At 58.4% G+C, this 20,602-nt stretch carries 26 protein-coding genes; all 26 read left to right on the plus strand.

Going from position 1 to position 20,602, the window contains the following annotated elements; genetic code table 11:
* Nucleotides 1-108 precede the first annotated feature (108 nt).
* The 26 genes from ACR0CZ_RS17430 (at nucleotide 109) to nuoK (ending at nucleotide 20,597) form a co-directional block, all read left to right on the plus strand.
* Complete coding sequence (locus tag ACR0CZ_RS17430) at nucleotides 109-1,635, plus strand: AMP-binding protein (RefSeq protein WP_170397073.1); 1,527 nt, start codon at nucleotides 109-111, stop codon at nucleotides 1,633-1,635.
* Complete coding sequence (locus ACR0CZ_RS17435) at nucleotides 1,635-2,096, plus strand: lysozyme inhibitor LprI family protein (RefSeq protein WP_480852333.1); 462 nt, start codon at nucleotides 1,635-1,637, stop codon at nucleotides 2,094-2,096. The genes ACR0CZ_RS17430 and ACR0CZ_RS17435 overlap by 1 nt, the downstream gene beginning before the upstream one ends.
* On the plus strand, nucleotides 2,093-3,700 hold the full coding sequence (locus ACR0CZ_RS17440) for a carboxyl transferase domain-containing protein (RefSeq protein WP_170465999.1): 1,608 nt from the start codon (nucleotides 2,093-2,095) through the stop codon (nucleotides 3,698-3,700). Before ACR0CZ_RS17435 ends, ACR0CZ_RS17440 begins: the two co-directional genes overlap by 4 nt.
* A gap of 1 nt (nucleotide 3,701) precedes the next feature.
* A complete protein-coding gene (locus tag ACR0CZ_RS17445; RefSeq protein ID WP_170465996.1) occupies nucleotides 3,702-4,127 on the plus strand; it encodes an ASCH domain-containing protein in 426 nt (141 codons plus the stop codon).
* A gap of 3 nt (nucleotides 4,128-4,130) precedes the next feature.
* Nucleotides 4,131-6,062, plus strand: coding sequence for an acetyl-CoA carboxylase biotin carboxylase subunit (locus ACR0CZ_RS17450; protein ID WP_170397065.1), 1,932 nt, complete (start codon nucleotides 4,131-4,133; stop codon nucleotides 6,060-6,062).
* A 79-nt stretch (nucleotides 6,063-6,141) separates the two neighbouring features.
* Nucleotides 6,142-6,996, plus strand: coding sequence for a hydroxymethylglutaryl-CoA lyase (locus ACR0CZ_RS17455; RefSeq protein WP_170397063.1), 855 nt, complete (start codon nucleotides 6,142-6,144; stop codon nucleotides 6,994-6,996).
* Between the two features lie 3 nt (nucleotides 6,997-6,999).
* Entirely contained in the window at nucleotides 7,000-7,782 is a 783-nt protein-coding gene (locus ACR0CZ_RS17460; RefSeq protein ID WP_170397061.1) for a crotonase/enoyl-CoA hydratase family protein, read from the plus strand.
* A gap of 182 nt (nucleotides 7,783-7,964) precedes the next feature.
* Nucleotides 7,965-8,330, plus strand: coding sequence for an NADH-quinone oxidoreductase subunit A (locus ACR0CZ_RS17465; RefSeq protein WP_010442778.1), 366 nt, complete (start codon nucleotides 7,965-7,967; stop codon nucleotides 8,328-8,330).
* Nucleotides 8,321-8,854, plus strand: a complete 534-nt coding sequence (locus ACR0CZ_RS17470; protein ID WP_010442777.1) for a NuoB/complex I 20 kDa subunit family protein — start codon at nucleotides 8,321-8,323, stop codon at nucleotides 8,852-8,854. Before ACR0CZ_RS17465 ends, ACR0CZ_RS17470 begins: the two co-directional genes overlap by 10 nt.
* Nucleotides 8,855-8,866: 12 nt before the next feature.
* The gene (locus ACR0CZ_RS17475; RefSeq protein ID WP_170397059.1) at nucleotides 8,867-9,469 is read left to right on the plus strand and encodes an NADH-quinone oxidoreductase subunit C; all 603 of its coding nucleotides are present in this window, start codon (nucleotides 8,867-8,869) and stop codon (nucleotides 9,467-9,469) included.
* A gap of 3 nt (nucleotides 9,470-9,472) precedes the next feature.
* Nucleotides 9,473-9,646, plus strand: a complete 174-nt coding sequence (locus ACR0CZ_RS17480) for a hypothetical protein (RefSeq protein WP_170397057.1) — start codon at nucleotides 9,473-9,475, stop codon at nucleotides 9,644-9,646.
* Complete coding sequence (locus tag ACR0CZ_RS17485) at nucleotides 9,646-9,771, plus strand: hypothetical protein (protein ID WP_010442774.1); 126 nt, start codon at nucleotides 9,646-9,648, stop codon at nucleotides 9,769-9,771. Before ACR0CZ_RS17480 ends, ACR0CZ_RS17485 begins: the two co-directional genes overlap by 1 nt.
* The gene (locus ACR0CZ_RS17490; RefSeq protein WP_010442773.1) at nucleotides 9,771-10,994 is read left to right on the plus strand and encodes an NADH-quinone oxidoreductase subunit D; all 1,224 of its coding nucleotides are present in this window, start codon (nucleotides 9,771-9,773) and stop codon (nucleotides 10,992-10,994) included. The genes ACR0CZ_RS17485 and ACR0CZ_RS17490 overlap by 1 nt, the downstream gene beginning before the upstream one ends.
* Entirely contained in the window at nucleotides 10,994-12,094 is a 1,101-nt protein-coding gene (gene nuoE, locus ACR0CZ_RS17495) for an NADH-quinone oxidoreductase subunit NuoE (protein ID WP_170397055.1), read from the plus strand. The genes ACR0CZ_RS17490 and nuoE overlap by 1 nt, the downstream gene beginning before the upstream one ends.
* 30 nt (nucleotides 12,095-12,124) lie before the next feature.
* Entirely contained in the window at nucleotides 12,125-12,352 is a 228-nt protein-coding gene (locus ACR0CZ_RS17500; RefSeq protein WP_170397749.1) for a DUF5337 domain-containing protein, read from the plus strand.
* Nucleotides 12,353-12,359: 7 nt separating this feature from the next.
* Complete coding sequence (gene nuoF / locus ACR0CZ_RS17505; protein WP_170397053.1) at nucleotides 12,360-13,658, plus strand: NADH-quinone oxidoreductase subunit NuoF; 1,299 nt, start codon at nucleotides 12,360-12,362, stop codon at nucleotides 13,656-13,658.
* Nucleotides 13,659-13,663: 5 nt separating this feature from the next.
* The gene (locus ACR0CZ_RS17510) at nucleotides 13,664-14,080 is read left to right on the plus strand and encodes an MAPEG family protein (protein ID WP_170397051.1); all 417 of its coding nucleotides are present in this window, start codon (nucleotides 13,664-13,666) and stop codon (nucleotides 14,078-14,080) included.
* Nucleotides 14,077-14,580, plus strand: coding sequence for a DUF3291 domain-containing protein (locus tag ACR0CZ_RS17515; protein ID WP_170397049.1), 504 nt, complete (start codon nucleotides 14,077-14,079; stop codon nucleotides 14,578-14,580). Before ACR0CZ_RS17510 ends, ACR0CZ_RS17515 begins: the two co-directional genes overlap by 4 nt.
* Before the next feature lie 79 nt (nucleotides 14,581-14,659).
* Nucleotides 14,660-15,016 carry a hypothetical protein gene (locus ACR0CZ_RS17520; protein WP_480438780.1) on the plus strand — a complete coding sequence of 119 codons (357 nt, stop codon included), beginning with the start codon at nucleotides 14,660-14,662 and terminating at the stop codon, nucleotides 15,014-15,016.
* Nucleotides 15,017-15,114: 98 nt separating this feature from the next.
* Nucleotides 15,115-15,519 carry a DUF5333 domain-containing protein gene (locus ACR0CZ_RS17525; RefSeq protein WP_255612031.1) on the plus strand — a complete coding sequence of 135 codons (405 nt, stop codon included), beginning with the start codon at nucleotides 15,115-15,117 and terminating at the stop codon, nucleotides 15,517-15,519.
* Nucleotides 15,520-15,521: 2 nt separating this feature from the next.
* The gene (gene nuoG, locus ACR0CZ_RS17530) at nucleotides 15,522-17,543 is read left to right on the plus strand and encodes an NADH-quinone oxidoreductase subunit NuoG (RefSeq protein WP_480537203.1); all 2,022 of its coding nucleotides are present in this window, start codon (nucleotides 15,522-15,524) and stop codon (nucleotides 17,541-17,543) included.
* 204 nt (nucleotides 17,544-17,747) lie between these two features.
* Nucleotides 17,748-18,785, plus strand: coding sequence for an NADH-quinone oxidoreductase subunit NuoH (gene nuoH / locus ACR0CZ_RS17535; protein ID WP_039534288.1), 1,038 nt, complete (start codon nucleotides 17,748-17,750; stop codon nucleotides 18,783-18,785).
* 1 nt (nucleotide 18,786) lies between these two features.
* Nucleotides 18,787-19,281, plus strand: coding sequence for an NADH-quinone oxidoreductase subunit NuoI (gene nuoI, locus ACR0CZ_RS17540; protein ID WP_170397042.1), 495 nt, complete (start codon nucleotides 18,787-18,789; stop codon nucleotides 19,279-19,281).
* The gene (locus ACR0CZ_RS17545) at nucleotides 19,278-19,688 is read left to right on the plus strand and encodes a carboxymuconolactone decarboxylase family protein (RefSeq protein ID WP_170397040.1); all 411 of its coding nucleotides are present in this window, start codon (nucleotides 19,278-19,280) and stop codon (nucleotides 19,686-19,688) included. Before nuoI ends, ACR0CZ_RS17545 begins: the two co-directional genes overlap by 4 nt.
* A complete protein-coding gene (locus tag ACR0CZ_RS17550; protein ID WP_170397038.1) occupies nucleotides 19,685-20,287 on the plus strand; it encodes an NADH-quinone oxidoreductase subunit J in 603 nt (200 codons plus the stop codon). Before ACR0CZ_RS17545 ends, ACR0CZ_RS17550 begins: the two co-directional genes overlap by 4 nt.
* Before the next feature lie 4 nt (nucleotides 20,288-20,291).
* On the plus strand, nucleotides 20,292-20,597 hold the full coding sequence (nuoK, locus tag ACR0CZ_RS17555) for an NADH-quinone oxidoreductase subunit NuoK (RefSeq protein WP_005984024.1): 306 nt from the start codon (nucleotides 20,292-20,294) through the stop codon (nucleotides 20,595-20,597).
* Nucleotides 20,598-20,602: the final 5 nt, after the last annotated feature.

The raw sequence follows: 20,602 nt of genomic DNA on the forward strand, positions 1-20,602 counted from the left end.
ATGTTTTGGATGCCGCGGCGCAGAAATGCTCTGATCTGCATCAAACTCCGGAAATTGCTGAAGCGGGGAGGCTAGCTGCAACCGCCAATGAAATAAGGGAAAATCAGCATGCATCCCGCTGAGCGCATACCGGGTTTGCGCGGCGACCAAAGCTGGGCGATGCCTGATCGGCTGAACATGGCGCAGCAATGCCTGTCGCAACAATCCGATCGGGTTGCTTTGCTGGATCTGACCCGGGGCGATCCGAGCGTGGTAACATTTGGCGAACTGGAGCTTATGGTTGATGGCATCGCTCGCGCGTTGATAGCTCGGGTCCAGCCAGGAGACCGGGTTGGCGTCTTGCTCAGCCAGTCGCCGTGGTGTGCCGCCGCGCATCTGGCGATCTGGAAGATCGGCGCGATTTCGGTGCCGTTGTTCAAGCTGTTCAAACACGATGCGCTGGCATCGCGCGTCAGAGATGCAGGTGCGCGGATCGTTTTGACCGATGCGGAAGGGTCTGCGTTACTGGGTGAATTGGCCCAACCGCTTTTGGTTGATGAGATTAGGCAGGAAGGGCAACCGGTGCCCTTTGCTGATACCGGCCCCGAGGATCCGGCAGTCCTAATCTACACGTCCGGCACTACTGGCAGCCCCAAGGGTGCGCTGCACGGCCATCGCGTGCTGACGGGCCACCTGCCGGGCGTCTCGATCAGCCACAATCACTTGCGTGAAGGGGATCGCCTGTGGACGCCAGCAGACTGGGCGTGGATCGGCGGCTTGTTCGACGTTCTGATGCCCGGGCTTGCGCTGGGCGTTCCGGTGGTCGCCACGCGGTTGGACAAATTCACCCCACAGGCCTGCGCCGATGTGATCGCGCGGGCGGGGGTGCGGAACGTCTTCTTTCCACCGACGGCTTTGCGGATGCTCAAAGCTGCGGATCAGTCGATACCGGGATTGCGGTCGGTGGCGTCTGGGGGCGAGCCTTTGGGCGCTGAGATGTTGGCTTGGGGCCAGCAGGCGTTTGGTCTGACGGTCAACGAGTTTTATGGCCAGACCGAGTGTAACATGGTCGTATCCTCCTGCGCCGAGGACTTCCCCGTTCGCCCCGGCTGTATCGGTAAACCGGTGCCGGGTCATGAGGTGGCGGTAATTGACGATCATGGCCAACCGACGACGGAGGAAGGCGATGTTGCCATCCGGCGCGGTTCGGCCTCAATGCTGCTGGAATACTGGAATAATCCGCAAGCAACGGCTGAGAAATTCCGAGGTGATTGGCTGATCACCGGTGACCGTGGCGTGTGGGAGGGCGATTATCTGCGCTTTGTCGGTCGGGATGATGACGTGATTACCTCGGCAGGTTACCGGATTGGCCCGGCTGAGATCGAGGATTGCCTGCTGACCCACCCGGCTGTGGCAACGGTGGGCGTGGTCGGCAAGCCCGATGAGCTGCGGACCGAGATCGTGAAGGCCTATGTGGTGTTGAAGCCGGGGGCTGAGGCGTCGGGCGCTGAGTTGCAGGACTGGGTTAAGGACCGTTTGGCGCAGTATTCCTATCCGCGTGAGGTGTCGTTTCTGGAAGAGTTGCCGATGACGGTGACAGGAAAGGTGATCCGGAAGGAATTGAAGGCGCGGGCTGCAGGGGAGGCAATTACATGATGCGAATTGCACTTGCTGCGATGCTAGCACCATCGCTTGTTTCCGCTCAGGGCGCTTGGGTAGACCAGTCGTATATTCAACAGTGTTTTTCTCAGACGCAGCAGGGCGATAGCATGTCATCATGTCTCGGCGCAGCTGCTAATGCCTGCCAAACGATACCGGGAAATGAAACAACCCTTGGCATCACCGAGTGTATTCAAGCCGAAACCCAAATTTGGGATTCATTTCTAAACGAACAGTATAAACTGCGTCGAGCAGAACTGGCTGAACAAAGTCCCGAACTTTCGGACCAGTTGCGAGATGCTCAACGCGCATGGATCGGGTTTCGGGATGCTGAATGTGCTCTGGCCTACGGCATATGGTCTGATGGAACGATACGCTCGATTGTTGCTGCAAATTGCCTGCTGACCGAAACCGCTGAACGCGCTGTGGAATTGCGCGACTTGGGGAAGATGGAATGAAAATAAAATCCAAAGCCATACCAACCTCTGAGGGGTTTAAGGCGAACCGAGCCGCACATCTGGATGCGCTGGCACATATTGCGGATGCCGCCGAAGCGGCCCGCATGGGTGGCGGTGAAAAATCGCGGACGCGGCATGAATCGCGGGGCAAGATGCTGCCGCGTCGTCGGGTGGCGAACCTGCTCGATCCGGGTTCTCCGTTCTTGGAAATCGGCGCGACGGCGGCACATGGGATGTATGGAGATGCCGCGCCCTGTGCCGGGGTGATCGCGGGGATTGGCCGGGTGCAGGGGCGCGAGGTCATGGTGGTGTGCAACGACGCCACTGTGAAAGGCGGCACATATTATCCGCTGACGGTCAAGAAACACCTCCGCGCGCAGGAGATTGCCGAGGAAAACCATCTGCCCTGCATCTATCTGGTCGATAGCGGCGGTGCGAACCTGCCCAATCAGGATGAGGTTTTCCCCGACCGCGATCACTTTGGCCGCATCTTCTATAATCAGGCGCGGATGAGCGCGAAGGGGATTGCTCAGATCGCCGTTGTAATGGGGTCGTGTACGGCGGGCGGGGCTTACGTTCCGGCGATGTCCGACGTGACGATCATCGTGAAAGAGCAGGGGACGATCTTTTTGGCCGGACCGCCTTTGGTCAAGGCCGCGACGGGGGAGGTTGTGACAGCCGAAGATCTGGGTGGCGGCGATGTGCATACGCGCCTGTCCGGCGTGGCGGATTATCTGGCCGAGGACGATGCGCATGCGTTGGCCCTGGCACGGCGGGCCGTCGGGTCGTTGGGGGGTGCAGGGCTGAAGCCTGGCCTACAGTTCGAAACACCAGAAGAGCCTGCCTATGATCCCGAGGAAATTTTGGGCGTAGTTCCGGCCGATCTGCGCACGCCCTATGACATTCGCGAGGTGATTGCGCGGCTGGTCGATGGCTCTCGGTTCGACGAGTTCAAACCGCGATTTGGTGAGACGCTGGTGACCGGTTTTGCCCATGTCAAAGGCTGCCCGGTCGGGATCATTGCCAACAACGGTGTGTTGTTTTCTGAGGCCGCGCAGAAGGGTGCGCATTTTGTCGAACTGTGCTCGCAGCGCAAAACCCCGCTGGTCTTCCTGCAGAACATCACCGGCTTCATGGTCGGCCGCAAATACGAAAACGAAGGCATCGCGCGGCACGGGGCCAAGATGGTGACGGCGGTGGCGACGACGAGCGTTCCAAAGATCACAATGCTTGTCGGAGGGTCCTTCGGAGCTGGAAACTACGGCATGGCAGGACGCGCCTATCAGCCTCGGTTCCTGTGGACTTGGCCGAATTCGCGTATCTCAGTGATGGGGGGCGAGCAAGCTGCAGGTGTCCTAGCGACTGTCAAACGCGACGGGATCGAACGACAGGGCGGCACATGGTCGGCTGAGGAAGAAGCTGAATTCAAGCGCCCGACGCTGGACATGTTCGAAGAACAATCCCACCCGCTCTACGCGTCGGCGCGGTTGTGGGATGACGGCATCATCGACCCGCGCAAATCGCGCGATGTGTTGGCATTGTCGCTGAGTGCCGCACTTAACGCCCCGATTGAGGAGACACGTTTCGGCGTGTTCAGGATGTAAGATGAGCGTTTCATTGAATGAAGTAATGGCCCGCTACCCGGGCGCGCAGACCTTCAAGTTTGGAGACAGCGCATCGCTAAGCGCCGAGCTGCTGGCGTTGGTAAGATTAGGCCGAAAAACGGCGACATGTGGTGCTTTGCGAGACTACCCAGAAGGCAGTGCTGATACCCCGGTCGTTGGGCGTCAGGATATTGCGCTGGAATGGGATGATCGCCCCGCTTTGGTGATCGAAACGGTCGAGGTCTCGACCTGCCGATATTGCGATGTGACCGAAGACTTTGCGTTGGCCGAGGGTGAGAATGAAACGCTTGAGGGATGGCGCGAGGATCATCGCCGGTATTTCGAACGCAATGGCGGGTTCGATCCCGAGATGGAATTGCTGTGCGAACGCTTCCGCCTTGTCGAAGATCTGGCGGTTAAGGGGTAAGCTATGTTTAACAAAATCCTGATTGCCAACCGCGGCGAGATCGCCTGCCGAGTCATGGAAACTGCTCAGAAGATGGGCGTATCTTGTGTGGCTGTGTATTCGGATGCTGATGCATCGGCCAAGCATGCGCAGATGGCGGATGAAGCGGTGCATATTGGTGGCGCGGCCCCAGCCGAAAGCTATCTGAAGGGTGATGTGATCATTCAGGCGGCGCTGGATACAGGAGCGCAGGCGATCCATCCTGGTTATGGGTTCTTGTCCGAAAACCCGGATTTTGTGGATGCAGTCGAGGCTGCAGGTCTGACCTTCATCGGGCCATCGGCGGACGCGATCCGCAAGATGGGCCTTAAGGATGCAGCCAAGGTATTGATGGAGGACGCAGGAGTTCCCGTCGTCCCCGGCTATCATGGCGACAATCAGGACCCTGAACATCTGGCTGGCGCGGCAGATACCATCGGGTATCCCGTTTTGATCAAGGCCGTTGCAGGTGGTGGTGGCAAGGGGATGCGGCTGGTCGAGGCGCCCGAGGAGTTCTCGGCTGCATTGGACAGCGCGCGCGGTGAGGCAAAGACGGCGTTCGGTAACGATGCTGTACTTGTCGAGAAATTCGTCGCCAAGCCCCGCCATATCGAGGTGCAGGTGTTCGGCGATGGCACCCATGCGGTGCATCTGTTTGAACGCGACTGCTCGTTGCAGCGGCGACATCAGAAAGTGATCGAAGAGGCCCCAGCCCCTGGAATGACTGCCGAGATGCGTGAGGCGATGGGGCAGGCGGGCGTGCGTGCGGCTGAGGCGATTGGATACAAGGGCGCAGGGACGGTTGAGTTCATCGTCGATGCCTCGGACGGGCTACGCCCGGATCGGTTCTGGTTTATGGAGATGAACACGCGCCTGCAAGTCGAGCACCCGGTGACCGAGGCCATTACCGGCGTCGATCTGGTCGAATGGCAGTTGCGCGTAGCAGCGGGTGAAAGCCTGCCGAAGCGGCAGGGCGATTTGTCGATCCGCGGGCATTCCTTTGAGGCGAGGCTTTATGCCGAAGATGTACCCAAGGGCTTCCTGCCCGCGACGGGTACGCTGACTCATCTACAGTTCCCGGAAGGCTGCCGTGCCGACAGTGGCGTGCGCGCCGGGGATACGATCAGCCCATGGTACGACCCTATGATCGCCAAGGTCGTGGTGCATGGCCCGACACGCGCGGTCGCTTTGGAAAATCTCCACCGGACCTTGCGCCAGACCGAGGTCGCCGGGACTGTCACAAATCTCGCCTTCCTTGGTGCTCTGACGCGGCACAGCGGGTTTGCGTCGGGCGACGTGGATACCGGGCTGATCGGGCGGGATCTTGATGATCTGGTGCAGGAAGCTGGCGTAAGCAACGCTTCGGCAGTGGCTGCGGCGATGACGGCGTTGGGTCTGGCCGAGACGGTCTCTGAAACGGGCTTTACGCTATGGGCACCGTTACATCGCGCTGTGCAGTTACTGCGGGACGGAGAGGTTGTTGATCTGGATGTCCAGGTCGAAGGCCCGGATCGGCAGATTTGGGAGATCGAAGGTGCGCAGCTTGTTGCGCGGCGGCGTGGCGCTGGCTGGACCATCGATGGGACACCCATGCCCAATGTTGTCATGGCCGGGTCACAGGTCACTGTATTCGACGACTATGGGCAGGTATTTGAGGTCATTGACCCTCTGGACCGCGATGCCAGTGCTGCAGGTGACACCAACGTGATCGAGGCGCCGATGCCCGGGCTGGTCAAGGCCGTCTTCGCCTCGGCGGGGCAGGAGGTGAAAGAGGGCGACCGGCTGGCCATTCTGGAAGCCATGAAGATGGAGCATTCTCTATTAGCCGCCCGCGATGGTGTGGTTGCAGAAGTGCTGGCCGAAGCGGGGGCACAGGTCGAGGCAGGTGCGGCGTTGGTTCGGTTGGCCGAGGATTGATCTGTTCGGCCCGTGGATTGCGTGGCAAAGTCGGGCCATCCGCAATTGAAACGATAAGAAACCGGGAAGGGATGCGCTGATGAAAGAACGGGTCGAAATATTCGAGGTCGGGCCACGCGACGGCCTGCAGAACGAACAGCGCGAGATCCCGGTGGCCGAGAAGGTCGCCTTGGTCGATTGCCTCAGCCGGGCCGGTTTCAACCGGATCGAAGTTGCCAGTTTTGTCTCACCGAAATGGGTCCCGCAAATGGCGGGCAGCGGTGAAGTTATGGCTGGAATCACACGGACCGAAGGCGTGCGGTACGCTGCGCTGACGCCGAATATGCGCGGGTATGAGGACGCGTTGGCAGCCAAGGCAGATGAGATCGCGGTGTTTGCTTCGGCGTCCGAGGGATTCTCGAAAGCGAACATAAACGCGACGATTGCCGAATCCATCGAACGGTTTGTGCCCATTCTTGAAGCGGCACGACATATTGATCTGCCCGTCCGGGGCTATGTCTCGTGCGTGACCGACTGTCCCTATGACGGCCCGACCCCACCCGAGAAGGTGGCCGAGGTGGCGGACGCGCTGTTTGCCCATGGCTGCTATGAGATTTCGCTGGGGGACACAATTGGGCAGGGAACGCCGGACAAGATTGCTCATATGCTGCTGGCCGTGCGCGAACGAGTGCCGGTTACCCGGCTTGCAGGACATTTTCATGATACCAACGGGCGGGCAATCGACAACATAGACGCTTCGCTTGCCTTGGGTGTGCGGGTATTTGATACCGCCGTGGGCGGGCTGGGTGGTTGCCCTTATGCGCCGGGTGCGGCCGGTAATGTCGCAACCGAAGCCGTGACCGCACATCTGGAACGGTTGGGATATGAGACCGGTCTGGATGTGCCGGTTCTGGAACAGGCGGCGCGCATGGCGCGGGCAATGCGGGCGGAATAAGATATGTTCGAGACCATTACGCTGAACACAGACGCGCGTGGCGTGGCTACTCTGACGCTGGATCGACCCGAGAAGCACAACGCACTGTCGGCGCAGATGATTGCAGAGCTAACCCAGGCCGCTGGGCAATTGGCAAATGATGATGCGGTGCGGGTGGTGGTTCTGGCCGCCGCGGGCAAGAGCTTTTGCGCCGGGGGAGATCTGGGTTGGATGCAGGTGCAGATGGCTGCCGATCCCGAGACGCGTTTTGCCGAAGCGCGCAAGCTGGCTGAGATGCTGAATGCCTTAAATACGCTGCCCAAACCCTTGATCGGCGCGTTGCAGGGAAACGCGTTTGGTGGAGGTGTCGGGATGGCCTCGGTCTGCGATGTGGCGATCGGTGTGGAAAGCCTGAAGATGGGTCTGACCGAGACGCGGCTTGGCCTGATCCCGGCGACGATTGGACCCTATGTCATTGCCCGAATGGGCGAAGCACGGTCGCGGCGCGTCTTTATGTCTGCCCGCCTGTTCGAAGCGGCGGAAGCGGTCGAACTGGGCCTGCTGGCCCGCGCAGTGCCCGCTGAAACGTTGGCCGAGGCGGTTGAAGCCGAGGTGCTTCCCTATCTGTCCTGTGCACCCGGTGCAGTGTCTTCGGCCAAGCAGCTGATCCAGTCACTTGGGCCGCGAATTGATGACGCGGTGATTGACCACACCATTCGACAGCTTGTCGCGCGTTGGGAAACTGATGAGGCGCAAGAGGGAATCGGCGCCTTTTTCGACAAACGAAAACCTGCATGGATTAGTTAGGTTTAGCCGATCACTTTGTTCCAGAAGTGTTCTCCGCAATAGCCCGCTGGATGATTGTAACAATGCCGACCTGCGCGTTTCTGTTCGGTTGACCCTCTGACCCCACAGGGATAGAGAATGTCCAGTCAAATCGCCAATTGACGGCGCACCCTTTCGGGACTTGCGCAGGAAAGGAGCTATACGTGGAAGACCTGCTGCGGGAGTACCTCCCGATTCTGGTGTTTCTGGCCGTTGCCGTAGGCCTTGGAATCGTACTGATTCTGGCTGCTGTGGTCCTGGCTGTCCGCAATCCCGACCCCGAAAAGGTCAGCGCCTATGAATGTGGCTTCAACGCATTCGACGATGCGCGGATGAAGTTTGATGTCCGATTCTATCTGGTCGCGATTCTCTTCATCATCTTTGATCTGGAAATCGCCTTCCTGTTCCCCTGGGCCGTTGGCTTCAAAGACATCAGCGATGTTGGGTTCTGGTCGATGATGGTGTTCCTGGCGGTGCTGACCATCGGCTTTGCCTATGAATGGAAGAAAGGGGCCCTGGAATGGGAGTGATGACGGGCGCAAACACCGCCGGCGTCGACAAGGAAGTCGCCACCCAGGCCCTGAACGCAGAACTGCAGGACAAGGGATTTCTGCTGACCTCGACCGAGGACATCATCAACTGGGCGCGGACCGGATCCCTGCACTGGATGACCTTTGGTCTGGCCTGCTGCGCGGTAGAGATGATGCACACCTCGATGCCACGGTATGACGCGGAACGGTTCGGCATCGCGCCTCGTGCGTCTCCGCGCCAGTCTGATGTGATGATCGTCGCTGGAACGCTGACCAACAAGATGGCTCCGGCGCTGCGCAAGGTTTATGACCAGATGCCCGAGCCGCGCTATGTGATCTCGATGGGGTCCTGCGCGAATGGTGGTGGGTACTATCACTATTCCTATTCGGTCGTTCGTGGCTGTGACCGGGTTGTTCCGGTGGACATCTACGTGCCCGGCTGCCCTCCAACCGCTGAGGCGTTGTTGTATGGATTGATGCAGTTGCAACGCAAAATCCGCCGCACCGGCACGATTGTACGCTAAGGGAGAGGGCAGATGAGCGAAGCACTCAAAGAACTCGGCGCTCAGTTGGAGCTGAAACGTGCAGATTGCGTTCTGGCCTGGGATGTGACCCATGGCGAGCTGAACGTCGATGTGGCTCCTTCGAATCTGGTGGAATTCATTGAGTTTCTCAAAAGTGACCGGACCTGCCAGTTCTCGACCCTGGTTGACATCACCGGCGTCGACTACCCCGAACGGGCCAAACGGTTCGATGTGGTCTACCACTTCCTGTCAATGTATCAGAACCAGCGCATTCGCTTGCGAGTCTCGATCCGAGAAGATGACATGGTGCCTTCAATCGTGGACGTGCACCCCTCTGCCAATTGGTTCGAGCGCGAGGTGTTCGACATGTTCGGCATCCTGTTCTCGGGTCATCCAGACTTGCGACGCATCCTTACGGATTATGGTTTCCGCGGCTATCCGCTGCGCAAGGATTTCCCGACCACTGGCTATACTGAAGTCCGCTATGACGAAGCGCAAAAGCGCGTGGTCTACGAACCGGTCTCATTGGTTCAGGAATACCGTCAATTTGATTTCATGTCCCCGTGGGAAGGTGCGAACTACATTCTTCCGGGGGATGAAAAACAGGAGTCGTAAGTCATGGAGTTCCTGATCTGGATTGCCGTCACGGTTGCCACGATTATCCCGATGCTGAAGCTGCTACCGCATTTCGGGATCGAGAAATACTGGGTCGTAGCCTGCGTCATCCCGATTGGAACGCTGATCCTGATTTGGATCATGGCCATGAAACTGCAAGAGATGGAGCGCCGCTGATGGGTCTGGGGGAACTGATTGCGTTGGGGGCGCTTGGGGTTCTGCTGGCTGGGGCCGCTGCCAAGGCAGCGGAGGCGGAAAAGGTCCGGGTACGGGCCGAAGCGAAGAAGAAACGAGGGCGTTGATGGACGGCTCAAGATACGATGACGGCAGCACGGACGCGCTGAGCGGAGAACAGAAGATCCGCAACTTCAACATTAACTTCGGCCCGCAACACCCTGCGGCGCACGGAGTTCTGCGACTTGTGCTTGAGCTGGACGGCGAGATCGTCGAACGTTGCGACCCGCATATCGGCCTATTGCACCGTGGTACCGAAAAGCTGATGGAAAGCCGGACGTATCTGCAGAATCTGCCGTATTTCGACCGTCTTGATTACGTGGCACCGATGAACCAGGAACATGCCTGGTGTCTGGCCATCGAAAAACTGACCGGTGTTGAAGTGCCGCGTCGCGGCTCGCTAATCCGCGTTTTGTATTCCGAGATCGGGCGTATTCTTAACCACCTGCTGAACGTGACTACTCAGGCCATGGACGTTGGCGCGCTGACCCCGCCTCTGTGGGGTTTTGAAGAGCGTGAAAAGCTGATGGTGTTCTACGAGCGTGCCTGTGGTGCCCGCCTGCACGCCGCCTATTTCCGCCCCGGAGGCGTGCATCAGGACCTGCCGCCGGAACTGCTGGACGATATCGAGGCTTGGAGCCACGAGTTTCCCGCCGTTCTCGATGACATTGACGGCCTGTTGACCGAAAACCGCATCTTCAAACAGCGCAACGCCGATATTGGTGTCGTGACCGAGGATGACATTCAGAAATACGGCTTCTCGGGCGTGATGGTGCGCGGGTCTGGCCTCGCATGGGACCTGCGTCGTGCGCAGCCTTATGAATGCTATGACGAGTTCGAATTCCAGATTCCCGTCGGAAAGAACGGCGACTGCTATGACCGCTATCTGGTGCGCATGGAAGAGATGCGCCAGTCGCTGCTGATCATCCGCCAGGCTATCGCCAAAATCCGCGATTGCCCCGGAGACGTTCTGGCGCGCGGAAAGATCACCCCGCCGAAACGGTCGGACATGAAGACCTCGATGGAGAGCCTGATCCATCACTTCAAGCTTTATACCGAAGGCTTCCACGTCCCCGCGGGCGAAGTCTACGCCGCCGTCGAAGCTCCCAAGGGCGAGTTTGGCGTTTATCTAGTCGCCGACGGCACTAACAAACCCTACCGCGCCAAACTCCGCGCGCCGGGGTTCCTGCACTTGCAAGCCATGGACCACGTCGCCGGAGGCCACCAACTGGCCGACGTCGCCGCGATTATCGGCACCATGGACGTCGTATTTGGAGAGATTGACCGCTAATGCTCCGCCGTCTTCACGCCGAACAACCCGAAAGCTTCGCCTTCACCGCTGCTAACCAGAAATGGGCCGAAGCGCAAATAACCAAATATCCCGAGGGGCGTCAGGCCAGTGCGGTCATCCCGCTGCTGTGGCGCGCGCAGGAGCAGGAGGGATGGCTGAGCCGTCCGGCGATCGAATCCGTCGCCGACATGCTTGGTATGGCCTATATCCGCGTTCTTGAGGTTGCCTCGTTCTACTTCATGTTCCAACTGCAGCCGGTTGGTTCGGTTGCGCATATTCAGGTCTGTGGCACTACGTCCTGCATGATTTGCGGGGCCGAGGACCTGATTGCGGTTTGCAAGGAAAAGATCGCTGCAAAGCCGCATGAACTGTCTGCTGATGGCAAGCTGAGCTGGGAAGAGGTGGAATGCCTCGGATCTTGCACCAACGCCCCGATGGCGCAGATCGGTAAGGATTACTACGAAGATCTGACGTCCGAGAGCTTTGGCAAGATTCTCGATGATCTGGTGGCGGGCAAAGTGCCGACTCCGGGTCCTCAGAACGGGCGCTATGCGGCGGAACCTCTGAAGGGGCTGACCAGCCTGACGGAGTATGACAGCGGCAGAACGCAGTATAACGCAAGTGTTCAGCTTGCGAGCGATCTGGGCGATACGGTCAAGCGCATCGACGGAACCGAAGTTCCGATCCTGACGCCGTGGCTGGGCAAGGATGGCAAGGCTGCTGCTTCAAATGCCGCGCCGAAGCCGCCCAAAGCGCCGGCTTCGGCGAAGCCAGCGGTGAAACAAGCCGCTGAGGCGAAAGCAGCGAAAGAGGATCAGCCGGAAACGCTGAGCAGTGCGCGCGATGGCAAGCCCGATGATCTGAAGATGCTGAAGGGCGTAGGTCCGAAGCTGGAAGAGACTCTGAACGAGTTGGGCTTTTACCACTATAACCAGATCGCTGCCTGGACACCCGAGCAAGTGGCCTGGGTGGATGCACGGCTGAAATTCAAAGGCCGGATCGAGCGGGACGGGTGGATCGAACAAGCCGCGAAATTGGCTTCAGGTGAAAAGACCGAGTTCGCCAAACGTGCCAAGGAAGACGGCACTTACGAGGACTAGATGGGTGCCCGTTCGGGGCATCAGGACGATATGGATAAAGACAAGGAACTGGCCATAGCCCGCAAGGGCCGACATATCGGCATCGTCATCGCCGTGACGATGGTGATTTGGCTGGCCATGAATTTGTTCATCGGCCCGGCGCTGGGCTTGACCGCACGCTATGCGCTGCTGTTTGATTTTGCCGCTCTGGCAGGTTTCATCTATGCGGGCGTCAACATTTTTCAACTCTGGCGCATGCGTCAGGACAGCCAAAGGTAACTGAGCGATGCTGAAGGATCAGGACAGGATCTTTACCAACATCTACGGGATGCACGAGCGCACTTTGAAAGGCGCGCAGGCCCGGGGGCATTGGGACGGCACCGCTGGCCTGATTGAAAAGGGCCGTGACTGGATCATCCAGACGATGAAGGATTCAGGTCTGCGCGGCCGTGGTGGTGCGGGTTTCCCGACCGGTCTGAAATGGTCTTTCATGCCCAAGGAAAGCGATGGTCGCCCGGCTTATCTGGTGGTGAACGCGGATGAATCCGAACCCGGGACGTGCAAAGACCGCGAGATTATGCGTCATGATCCGCACACGCTGATCGAGGGGTGCCTGATCGCGTCTTTCGCAATGAACGCGAATACTTGCTACATCTACCTGCGCGGCGAATACATCCGCGAGCGTGAGGCTCTGCAGGCCGCGATTGACGAAGCCTATGACGCGGGTCTGCTCGGGAAGAATGCTGCTGGTTCCGGCTGGGATTTCGACCTGTTCCTGCATCACGGCGCTGGGGCTTATATCTGCGGCGAGGAAACTGCTCTGATCGAAAGCCTTGAGGGCAAGAAGGGTATGCCGCGCATGAAGCCTCCGTTTCCGGCGGGTGCGGGTCTTTATGGCTGCCCGACCACGGTGAACAATGTGGAATCGATTGCCGTTGTGCCCACGATTCTGCGGCGTGGTGCCGACTGGTTCGCAGGCTTTGGCCGTCAGAACAACGCGGGCACCAAGCTGTTTGCGATCTCAGGTCACGTGAACAATCCCTGCGTCGTTGAAGAAGCGATGTCGATTTCCTTCGAAGAGCTGATTGAAACCCATTGCGGCGGCATTCGTGGCGGCTGGGACAATCTGCTGGCGGTAATACCCGGCGGGTCTTCGGTGCCATGCGTGCGTGGTGAAAACATGCGCGATGCCATCATGGATTTCGATTATCTGCGCGGAGAATTGGGCTCGGGTCTGGGCACGGCAGCAGTCATCGTGATGGACAGGTCCACCGACATCATCAAGGCAATCTGGCGGTTGTCGAAGTTCTACAAGCACGAAAGTTGCGGCCAGTGTACGCCATGTCGTGAAGGCACTGGTTGGATGATGCGCGTGATGGATCGTCTTGTACGCGGTGAAGCCGAACTGGAAGAGATCGACATGCTGTTTGACGTCACCAAACAGGTTGAAGGCCACACGATCTGCGCCCTTGGCGATGCGGCGGCCTGGCCGATCCAAGGTCTGATCCGCAATTTCCGAGAAGAAATAGAGGACCGCATCAAGGCCCAGAAATCGGGCCGCATGGGTGCGATGGCAGCGGAGTAAAATCGATGGAAGTCTATGCCGAATATTCCCACGCGATCGCCGCTTTGGTGATCTTTACCCTAATCGTTCTGTTCATGTCGCCGTTCTCGGCGCTTGCAAAAGCGGGCAAGGGGCTGGCACCGGGGGCCACTCCGGATCAGGATTATTCGGACAGGGCCTATCGTTTGAACCGCGCTTATCTGAACGGCACTGAAACTCTGCCTGCCTTTTTGACTGTTACAGTCGCGGCGATCCTGTTGGGGGCCAGCCCGTTCTGGGTGAACCTGCTGGCCTCAATAGCGCTGCTGGCGCGGGTTGTTATGTTGGTGATTCACCTGCGCGGGATCGGCAAGCCGCATAGCGGGGTCCGGTCTGTTGCTTATGTGGTTGGATGGGCCTGCATGTTCATTCTTGGCCTTATTGCTTTGGTGGCCGCGTTTTGATCCAGCCCGAAGGATATCATCTGGCCGAGTTGAATGTCGGCCGTTTGTTGGCGCCAACAGACGATCCGCGCGTGGCTGAATTCATGGCCAACCTGGATCGCGTCAACGGGCTTGGCAAGCGGATGTCCGGCTTTGTCTGGATGATGGAAGGGTCCGGAGAACCGGGAACAGGCAACACCGAAAACAGCATCGGGGATGATCCGCAATTCGTCGCGAACCTGACGGTTTGGGAAGACGTCGCCAGCCTTGAGAAATTTGTTTGGGGGACTATCCACAAACAGTTCTACGAGCGTCGGCAAGAGTGGTTCGAAATCCTTGGCGAACAACATTTTGTCATGTGGTGGGTGCGGGAAGGGCGTTGCCCCAGTTTGGCCGAAGCGCTGGATCGTCTGGAAAAGCTGCGCTCGGAAGGTCCCAGCGAGCATGCCTTTGGGTGGGCAGAATTGAAACAGGCCAGCAAGTGGCGCGACAATCGTTGCGTACAGGTCGCGGCGGAGTGAACGGGATGTTGATTCATACGCTTTCTCCTGCGCATCAGCGGATGCCACAAGCGCCAGCCACGAAACAGGAGTGGTCATGATGGCGAAGCGCGTATTTGTAATGACAATGGTATTGGTGGGAAGCTTACTTGTATCTGCCTGCGGTACAGCGAAATCGAGGGCGACCCGCGTGGCGTTTGACGGCATTTTCTTCAACGCCAACGCTAAACACGTGGATAAGAAGACGACACCTACCGATTTCACTGTGACTGTGAATGGCGTTTCGCAGTCATTGGAAGGCGCACGCGAAGCGGGCCGCTATGAGGCGACAAAATTCTGCATTCAGAATTTTGGATCGTCCAGAATTGTATGGAAGGTTGGGCCGGAGACCGAGCCGCAAAATCTACGGATCGAAAACGATAAGCTGACATATGCCGGAAGCTGTCAGCGACCATGAGCCACCGTATCGCATATCACGGCAAAACCCATGGGCTGTTATTGCATAGCAGCCCGGCTGACCGCCGTCTTGGGAATCCCAAGACGAAAGGAAATGTCATGACCGTTGTACGACTTCTGGCCGCGATTTGCGCGATTTCGATGCCTGTAATGGCCGAAGCCAAACCACCCTTGAGGGATGTCAAAGAGATCGACAACGAACTCTACTACATCGCGATCGCAAATGAGATTTCGGAGTACTGTCCGTCGATCAGCGGGCGTCGACTTAAGGCGATTGGGGTGATGTGGGATCTGCGGTCCAAGGCGAACAAATTGGGATATTCGGACAAGGAAATCCGCGCCTATGTGGACTCGGATGCCGAAAAAGACAGGATGCGCGCCAAGGGTGAGGCGTATCTGATCCAAAACGGCGTGTCTTATGAAAATCCCAATTCTTTCTGCACGTTAGGGCGGAAAGAGATTGAAAGAAACAGCGCCATAGGCGTGTATTTGAGGGCGAACTAGCGATGTCTGACCTCCGCAAAGTCAATATCGACGGGCAGGAAATCGAAGTCGATGGCGCGATGACACTGATCCAGGCCTGCGAGCAGGCCGGGGTCGAGGTGCCGCGCTTTTGCTATCACGAGCGTCTGTCGATTGCCGGGAACTGCCGGATGTGTCTGGTCGAGGTCGTGGGCGGCCCGCCGAAACCGGCGGCCTCCTGCGCGATGCAGGTGCGCGATCTGCGTCCGGGTCCGGAAGGGCAGGCACCGGTGGTCAAGACGAACTCGCCCATGGTCAAGAAGGCCCGCGAAGGGGTGATGGAGTTTCTGCTGATCAACCACCCGCTGGATTGCCCGATCTGCGATCAGGGCGGTGAGTGTGACCTGCAGGATCAGGCCATGGCCTATGGTCTGTCAGGGACGCGCTTCAAAGAAGCCAAGCGTGCCGTGGATGATCTGGACCTTGGTCCGCTGGTTGGCACCGCGATGACTCGCTGCATCAGTTGTACTCGTTGCGTGCGCTTCACCACAGAGGTCGCCGGGATCACCCAGATGGGTCAGACCGGACGCGGCGAAGATGCCGAGATCACCTCGTACCTGAACCAGACGCTGGATTCGAACCTGCAGGGCAACATCATCGATCTGTGCCCGGTAGGGGCGTTGACCTCGAAGCCATATGCATTCACCGCTCGCCCTTGGGAACTGACCAAAACCGAGAGTATCGACGTGATGGACGCTTTGGGCTCAAGCATCCGTGTAGATACCAAAGGGCGTGAAGTGATGCGCTTTCTGCCGCGCAACCATGACGGTGTGAACGAGGAATGGATCAGCGACAAGACCCGCTTTGTCTGGGACGGCTTACGGCGTCAGCGACTGGACAGGCCTTATGTGCGCGAAAACGGCAAGCTGCGTCCTGCCACATGGCCAGAAGCACTGAACAAAGCTGCTGAGGTTCTTAAGGGGGCCGAGAAACCGGCTGGGATCGTAGGTGATCTGGCTTCGGTTGAGGCCATCTATGCGCTGAAACAGATGATCGAAGGGCAAGGCGGTATCGTTGAGTGCCGCACCGACGGCGCCAAACTGCCTGCGGGTAACCGAGCAGCCTATGCCGGGACCGCGGCAATCGAAGATATTGATGCAGCTGAACGTATCCTGTTGATCGGGACCAACCCGCGTGACGAGGCTCCGGTTTTGAATGCTCGTATCCGTAAGGCCTGGGCACACGGCGCCGAGGTGGCCTTGGTCGGGCCTGCCGTCGATCTGACCTATGAGTATCACCATGTAGGCAGCGACCGTGCCGCGCTGCAGACCATCGTTGATATGGGTGGTGATGATGAGATCAAGAGCAAGCGCTCTCTTGTCATCGTCGGGCAGGGCGCGCTACAGGAGGCCGATGGCTCTGCCGTTCTGGCCGCCGCGCAAGCCATTGCAAGCAATACCGAAAGTGGGCTGATCGTTCTGCACACCGCGGCATCGCGCGTAGGTGCGATGGATGTGGATGCGACCAACGAAAGTGGCATGGAGGCGGTCAACGCGGCCGATGTGATCTATAACCTCGGTGCTGACGAAGTCGAGATCGGCGAGGGTGCTTTTGTGATCTATCAGGGCAGTCACGGCGATCGTGGCGCGCACCGCGCAGATGTGATCCTGCCGGGGGCGGCTTACACAGAAGAAAACGGTCTGTTCGTGAACACCGAAGGGCGTCCTCAACTCGCCGTGCGCGCAGGCTTTGCACCGGGAGAGGCCAAGGAAAACTGGGCAATCCTAAGGGCGTTGTCTGCCGAGCTGGGGGCTACTCTGCCCTACGATACATTGGCTCAGTTGCGCACCTCCTTGCTCGAATCTGTTCCGCATCTGGCGCGCATTGATGAGGTGATTGAGAATGAAGCAGCGGCGCTACAAGCCGGAAAATTGGGAGAAGCCAGCTTCCGCAATGCAATCAAGGATTTCTACCTGACCAACCCGATTGCCCGCGCCTCGCAATTGATGGCCGAACTATCGGCACAGGCGCAGACCCGCAAGACTGAGAAGATTGCGGCTGAATGAACCAGAAACGTTTCATATCGCAGACGTACGCGGTGCCCGGGTGGCAGATAGCCGCGCCGGATTTGCGTGTGAAATTGAAGATTAAGGGTGGCGTACAGACGGCAGATGCTGTTTACACCAACGCGCCGACCCAGCCGCAGATTGCGCAGGCATCTGGCCTTTGCATCGCACGCGGAAACCAAAATACCCACGGTGTGAGGACCAATGGCTGACTTCTTTAACACCCCAGGCGGAATAGCCATCATCATTCTGGCGCAAGTGCTTGCTGTTGTTGCGTTCGTGATGATCTCGCTGTTGTTCCTCGTTTACGGCGACCGCAAGATCTGGGCCGCCGTCCAGATGCGTCGCGGCCCCAACGTTGTCGGCGTATACGGCCTGCTGCAATCGGTGGCGGACGCACTGAAATATGTGGTGAAAGAGGTCGTCATTCCCGCAGGTGCCGACCGTACGGTGTTTATCCTCGCACCATTGACCAGTTTTGTCCTCGCGATGATCGCCTGGGCGGTGATCCCGTTCAACGATGGCTGGGTCCTGTCGGACATCAACGTCGCCATCCTCTATGTCTTCGCAGTCTCATCGCTTGAGGTTTATGGCGTGATTATGGGTGGTTGGGCGTCGAACTCAAAGTATCCATTCCTTGGGTCGCTGCGCTCTGCCGCGCAGATGATTTCATACGAGGTATCCATCGGTCTGATCATCATCGGCATCATCATCTCGACCGGTTCGATGAACTTTGGTGATATCGTCCGCGCACAGGATGGCTCGTTCGGGTTCTTCAGCTGGTACTGGCTGCCGCATTTCCCGATGGTGTTCCTGTTTTTCATCTCGGCATTGGCTGAAACCAACCGTCCACCCTTCGATCTGCCCGAGGCGGAATCGGAACTGGTTGCAGGCTATCAGGTCGAATACTCGGCCACGCCTTTCCTGCTTTTCATGGCTGGTGAATACATCGCCATCTTCCTGATGTGTGCTCTGACCACGCTGCTGTTCTTTGGCGGCTGGCTGTCCCCGATCCCAGGCCTGCCTGACGGCGTATTGTGGATGGTTGCCAAGATGGCGTTCTTCTTCTTCATCTTCGCGATGGTCAAGGCGATCACACCCCGCTACCGCTATGACCAGTTGATGCGCCTGGGTTGGAAAGTGTTCTTGCCGTTCAGCCTCGTCTGGGTCGTCTTCGTGGCCTTCGCGGCGAAATTCGACTGGTTCTGGGGCGCGTTTGCCCGTTGGAGCGTAGGAGGCTGATATGACTCAAATCGACTACACCCGCGCCGCCAAGTATTTCCTGCTGCAGGACTTCTGGGTCGGAATGAAATTGGGCTTGAAGTATTTCTTCGCCCCAAAAGCCACCGTGAACTACCCGCATGAAAAGGGGCCCTTGTCCCCGCGGTTCCGGGGTGAACATGCCCTGCGCCGTTATCCGAACGGTGAGGAACGCTGCATCGCCTGCAAACTGTGCGAAGCGATCTGTCCTGCACAAGCCATCACCATCGATGCCGAGCCGCGCGAAGACGGAAGCCGCCGCACCACGCGCTATGACATTGACATGACCAAATGCATCTATTGCGGTTTCTGCCAGGAGGCATGTCCGGTTGATGCCATCGTCGAGGGCCCGAATTTCGAATTCGCCACCGAAACCCGGGAAGAGTTGTTCTACGACAAGCAGAAACTGCTGGATAATGGCGAACGCTGGGAAGCCGAAATCGCTCGCAATCTGGAAATGGACGCGCCGTACAGATGAGTGACAGTCCGACAAATCCGTTCGAGCTGATGATGAAGCAAGCTCAGGACATGGCAAAGGCGATGAACCCGGCGATGGAGAATTTCTCGCCCAAAGGGTTTGAGGCGTTGTGGCCGACCATGCCCAAAGAGATCATGGAGATGATGTTTGGCAATACCGTCAACAAGGACGGGCTGGATGCCAAAACGCGCCTGCTGCTGACGCTGGCCGGGCTGACCTGTCAGGGCGCTCAGGCAGACTCGGCGGTGCGTCAGACCGTGCGCCACGCGCTGGAAGCTGGCGCGAAGAAACAAGAGATCGTGGAAACGATCGGTCAGATGTCGGTCTTTGCCGGCATCCCGGCCATGACCCGTGCGCTGGATCTGGCGCAAGAGGTCATGGGTGATAACGAGGATGAGGATCAATGACCGTCTTTGCCTTCTATCTGTTTGCCATCAGCGCCATCACCGGCGGGCTGTTCACGGTGATCAGCCGCCAGCCGGTGCATTCGGTGCTGTGGCTGATCCTGTCCTTTCTGTCCTCTGCGGGCCTGTTCGTGCTGCTGGGGGCCGAGTTCGTGGCGATGCTGCTGATTATCGTTTATGTCGGCGCGGTTGCGGTTCTGTTCCTCTTCGTGGTGATGATGCTGGATGTGGACTTTGCCGAGCTGAAGGCCGAGATGGCGCGCTACATGCCGCTGGCGCTGTTGATCGGATTGGTGATCCTGATGCAGTTCGTCATGGCCATCGGAGCATGGGACAGCGCGCAGGGTGCCGCCGCCAATCTGGCGCAGCCGGTACCGAGCGACCGCCACAACACTGAGGCGCTCGGCGTCATTCTATACGATCAATACTTCCTTCTGTTCCAACTGGCGGGCCTGATCCTGCTGGTGGCCATGATCGGTGCCATTGTGCTGACACTGCGCCACCGTCAGGACATCAAGCGTCAGGACATCATCGGCCAGATGATGCGCGACCCGGCCAAAGCGATGGAGTTGAAGGACGTGAAACCGGGGCAGGGACTTTGAGACGATGATCGGACTTGAACACTATCTTACGGTCGCGGCGACGCTATTCGTCATCGGCATCTTCGGTCTCTTTCTGAACCGCAAGAACGTCATCATCCTGCTGATGAGCATCGAGTTGATGCTGCTGGCGGTGAATATCAACCTCGTGGCGTTCTCTAGTTTCCTCGGCGATCTGGTCGGGCAGGTCTTTACGCTGTTCGTGTTGACAGTTGCGGCGGCTGAGGCGGCGATTGGTCTTGCCATTCTGGTCTGCTTCTTCCGCAACCGTGGCACCATCGCGGTTGAAGACGTCAATATGATGAAGGGGTAAGAGAA

Source organism: Ruegeria sp. H9 (assembly GCF_056532915.1).

Coding starts and splice junctions, on each gene's coding strand:
- ACR0CZ_RS17430 (WP_170397073.1), top strand. CDS start 109: ATGCATCCCGCTGAGCGCATACCGGGTTTGCGCGGCGACCAAAGCTGG.
- ACR0CZ_RS17435 (WP_480852333.1), top strand. CDS start 1,635: ATGCGAATTGCACTTGCTGCGATGCTAGCACCATCGCTTGTTTCCGCT.
- ACR0CZ_RS17440 (WP_170465999.1), top strand. CDS start 2,093: ATGAAAATAAAATCCAAAGCCATACCAACCTCTGAGGGGTTTAAGGCG.
- ACR0CZ_RS17445 (WP_170465996.1), top strand. CDS start 3,702: ATGAGCGTTTCATTGAATGAAGTAATGGCCCGCTACCCGGGCGCGCAG.
- ACR0CZ_RS17450 (WP_170397065.1), top strand. CDS start 4,131: ATGTTTAACAAAATCCTGATTGCCAACCGCGGCGAGATCGCCTGCCGA.
- ACR0CZ_RS17455 (WP_170397063.1), top strand. CDS start 6,142: ATGAAAGAACGGGTCGAAATATTCGAGGTCGGGCCACGCGACGGCCTG.
- ACR0CZ_RS17460 (WP_170397061.1), top strand. CDS start 7,000: ATGTTCGAGACCATTACGCTGAACACAGACGCGCGTGGCGTGGCTACT.
- ACR0CZ_RS17470 (WP_010442777.1), top strand. CDS start 8,321: ATGGGAGTGATGACGGGCGCAAACACCGCCGGCGTCGACAAGGAAGTC.
- ACR0CZ_RS17475 (WP_170397059.1), top strand. CDS start 8,867: ATGAGCGAAGCACTCAAAGAACTCGGCGCTCAGTTGGAGCTGAAACGT.
- ACR0CZ_RS17480 (WP_170397057.1), top strand. CDS start 9,473: ATGGAGTTCCTGATCTGGATTGCCGTCACGGTTGCCACGATTATCCCG.
- ACR0CZ_RS17485 (WP_010442774.1), top strand. CDS start 9,646: ATGGGTCTGGGGGAACTGATTGCGTTGGGGGCGCTTGGGGTTCTGCTG.
- ACR0CZ_RS17490 (WP_010442773.1), top strand. CDS start 9,771: ATGGACGGCTCAAGATACGATGACGGCAGCACGGACGCGCTGAGCGGA.
- nuoE (WP_170397055.1), top strand. CDS start 10,994: ATGCTCCGCCGTCTTCACGCCGAACAACCCGAAAGCTTCGCCTTCACC.
- ACR0CZ_RS17500 (WP_170397749.1), top strand. CDS start 12,125: ATGGATAAAGACAAGGAACTGGCCATAGCCCGCAAGGGCCGACATATC.
- nuoF (WP_170397053.1), top strand. CDS start 12,360: ATGCTGAAGGATCAGGACAGGATCTTTACCAACATCTACGGGATGCAC.
- ACR0CZ_RS17510 (WP_170397051.1), top strand. CDS start 13,664: ATGGAAGTCTATGCCGAATATTCCCACGCGATCGCCGCTTTGGTGATC.
- ACR0CZ_RS17520 (WP_480438780.1), top strand. CDS start 14,660: ATGGCGAAGCGCGTATTTGTAATGACAATGGTATTGGTGGGAAGCTTA.
- ACR0CZ_RS17525 (WP_255612031.1), top strand. CDS start 15,115: ATGACCGTTGTACGACTTCTGGCCGCGATTTGCGCGATTTCGATGCCT.
- nuoG (WP_480537203.1), top strand. CDS start 15,522: ATGTCTGACCTCCGCAAAGTCAATATCGACGGGCAGGAAATCGAAGTC.
- nuoH (WP_039534288.1), top strand. CDS start 17,748: ATGGCTGACTTCTTTAACACCCCAGGCGGAATAGCCATCATCATTCTG.
- nuoI (WP_170397042.1), top strand. CDS start 18,787: ATGACTCAAATCGACTACACCCGCGCCGCCAAGTATTTCCTGCTGCAG.
- ACR0CZ_RS17545 (WP_170397040.1), top strand. CDS start 19,278: ATGAGTGACAGTCCGACAAATCCGTTCGAGCTGATGATGAAGCAAGCT.
- ACR0CZ_RS17550 (WP_170397038.1), top strand. CDS start 19,685: ATGACCGTCTTTGCCTTCTATCTGTTTGCCATCAGCGCCATCACCGGC.
- nuoK (WP_005984024.1), top strand. CDS start 20,292: ATGATCGGACTTGAACACTATCTTACGGTCGCGGCGACGCTATTCGTC.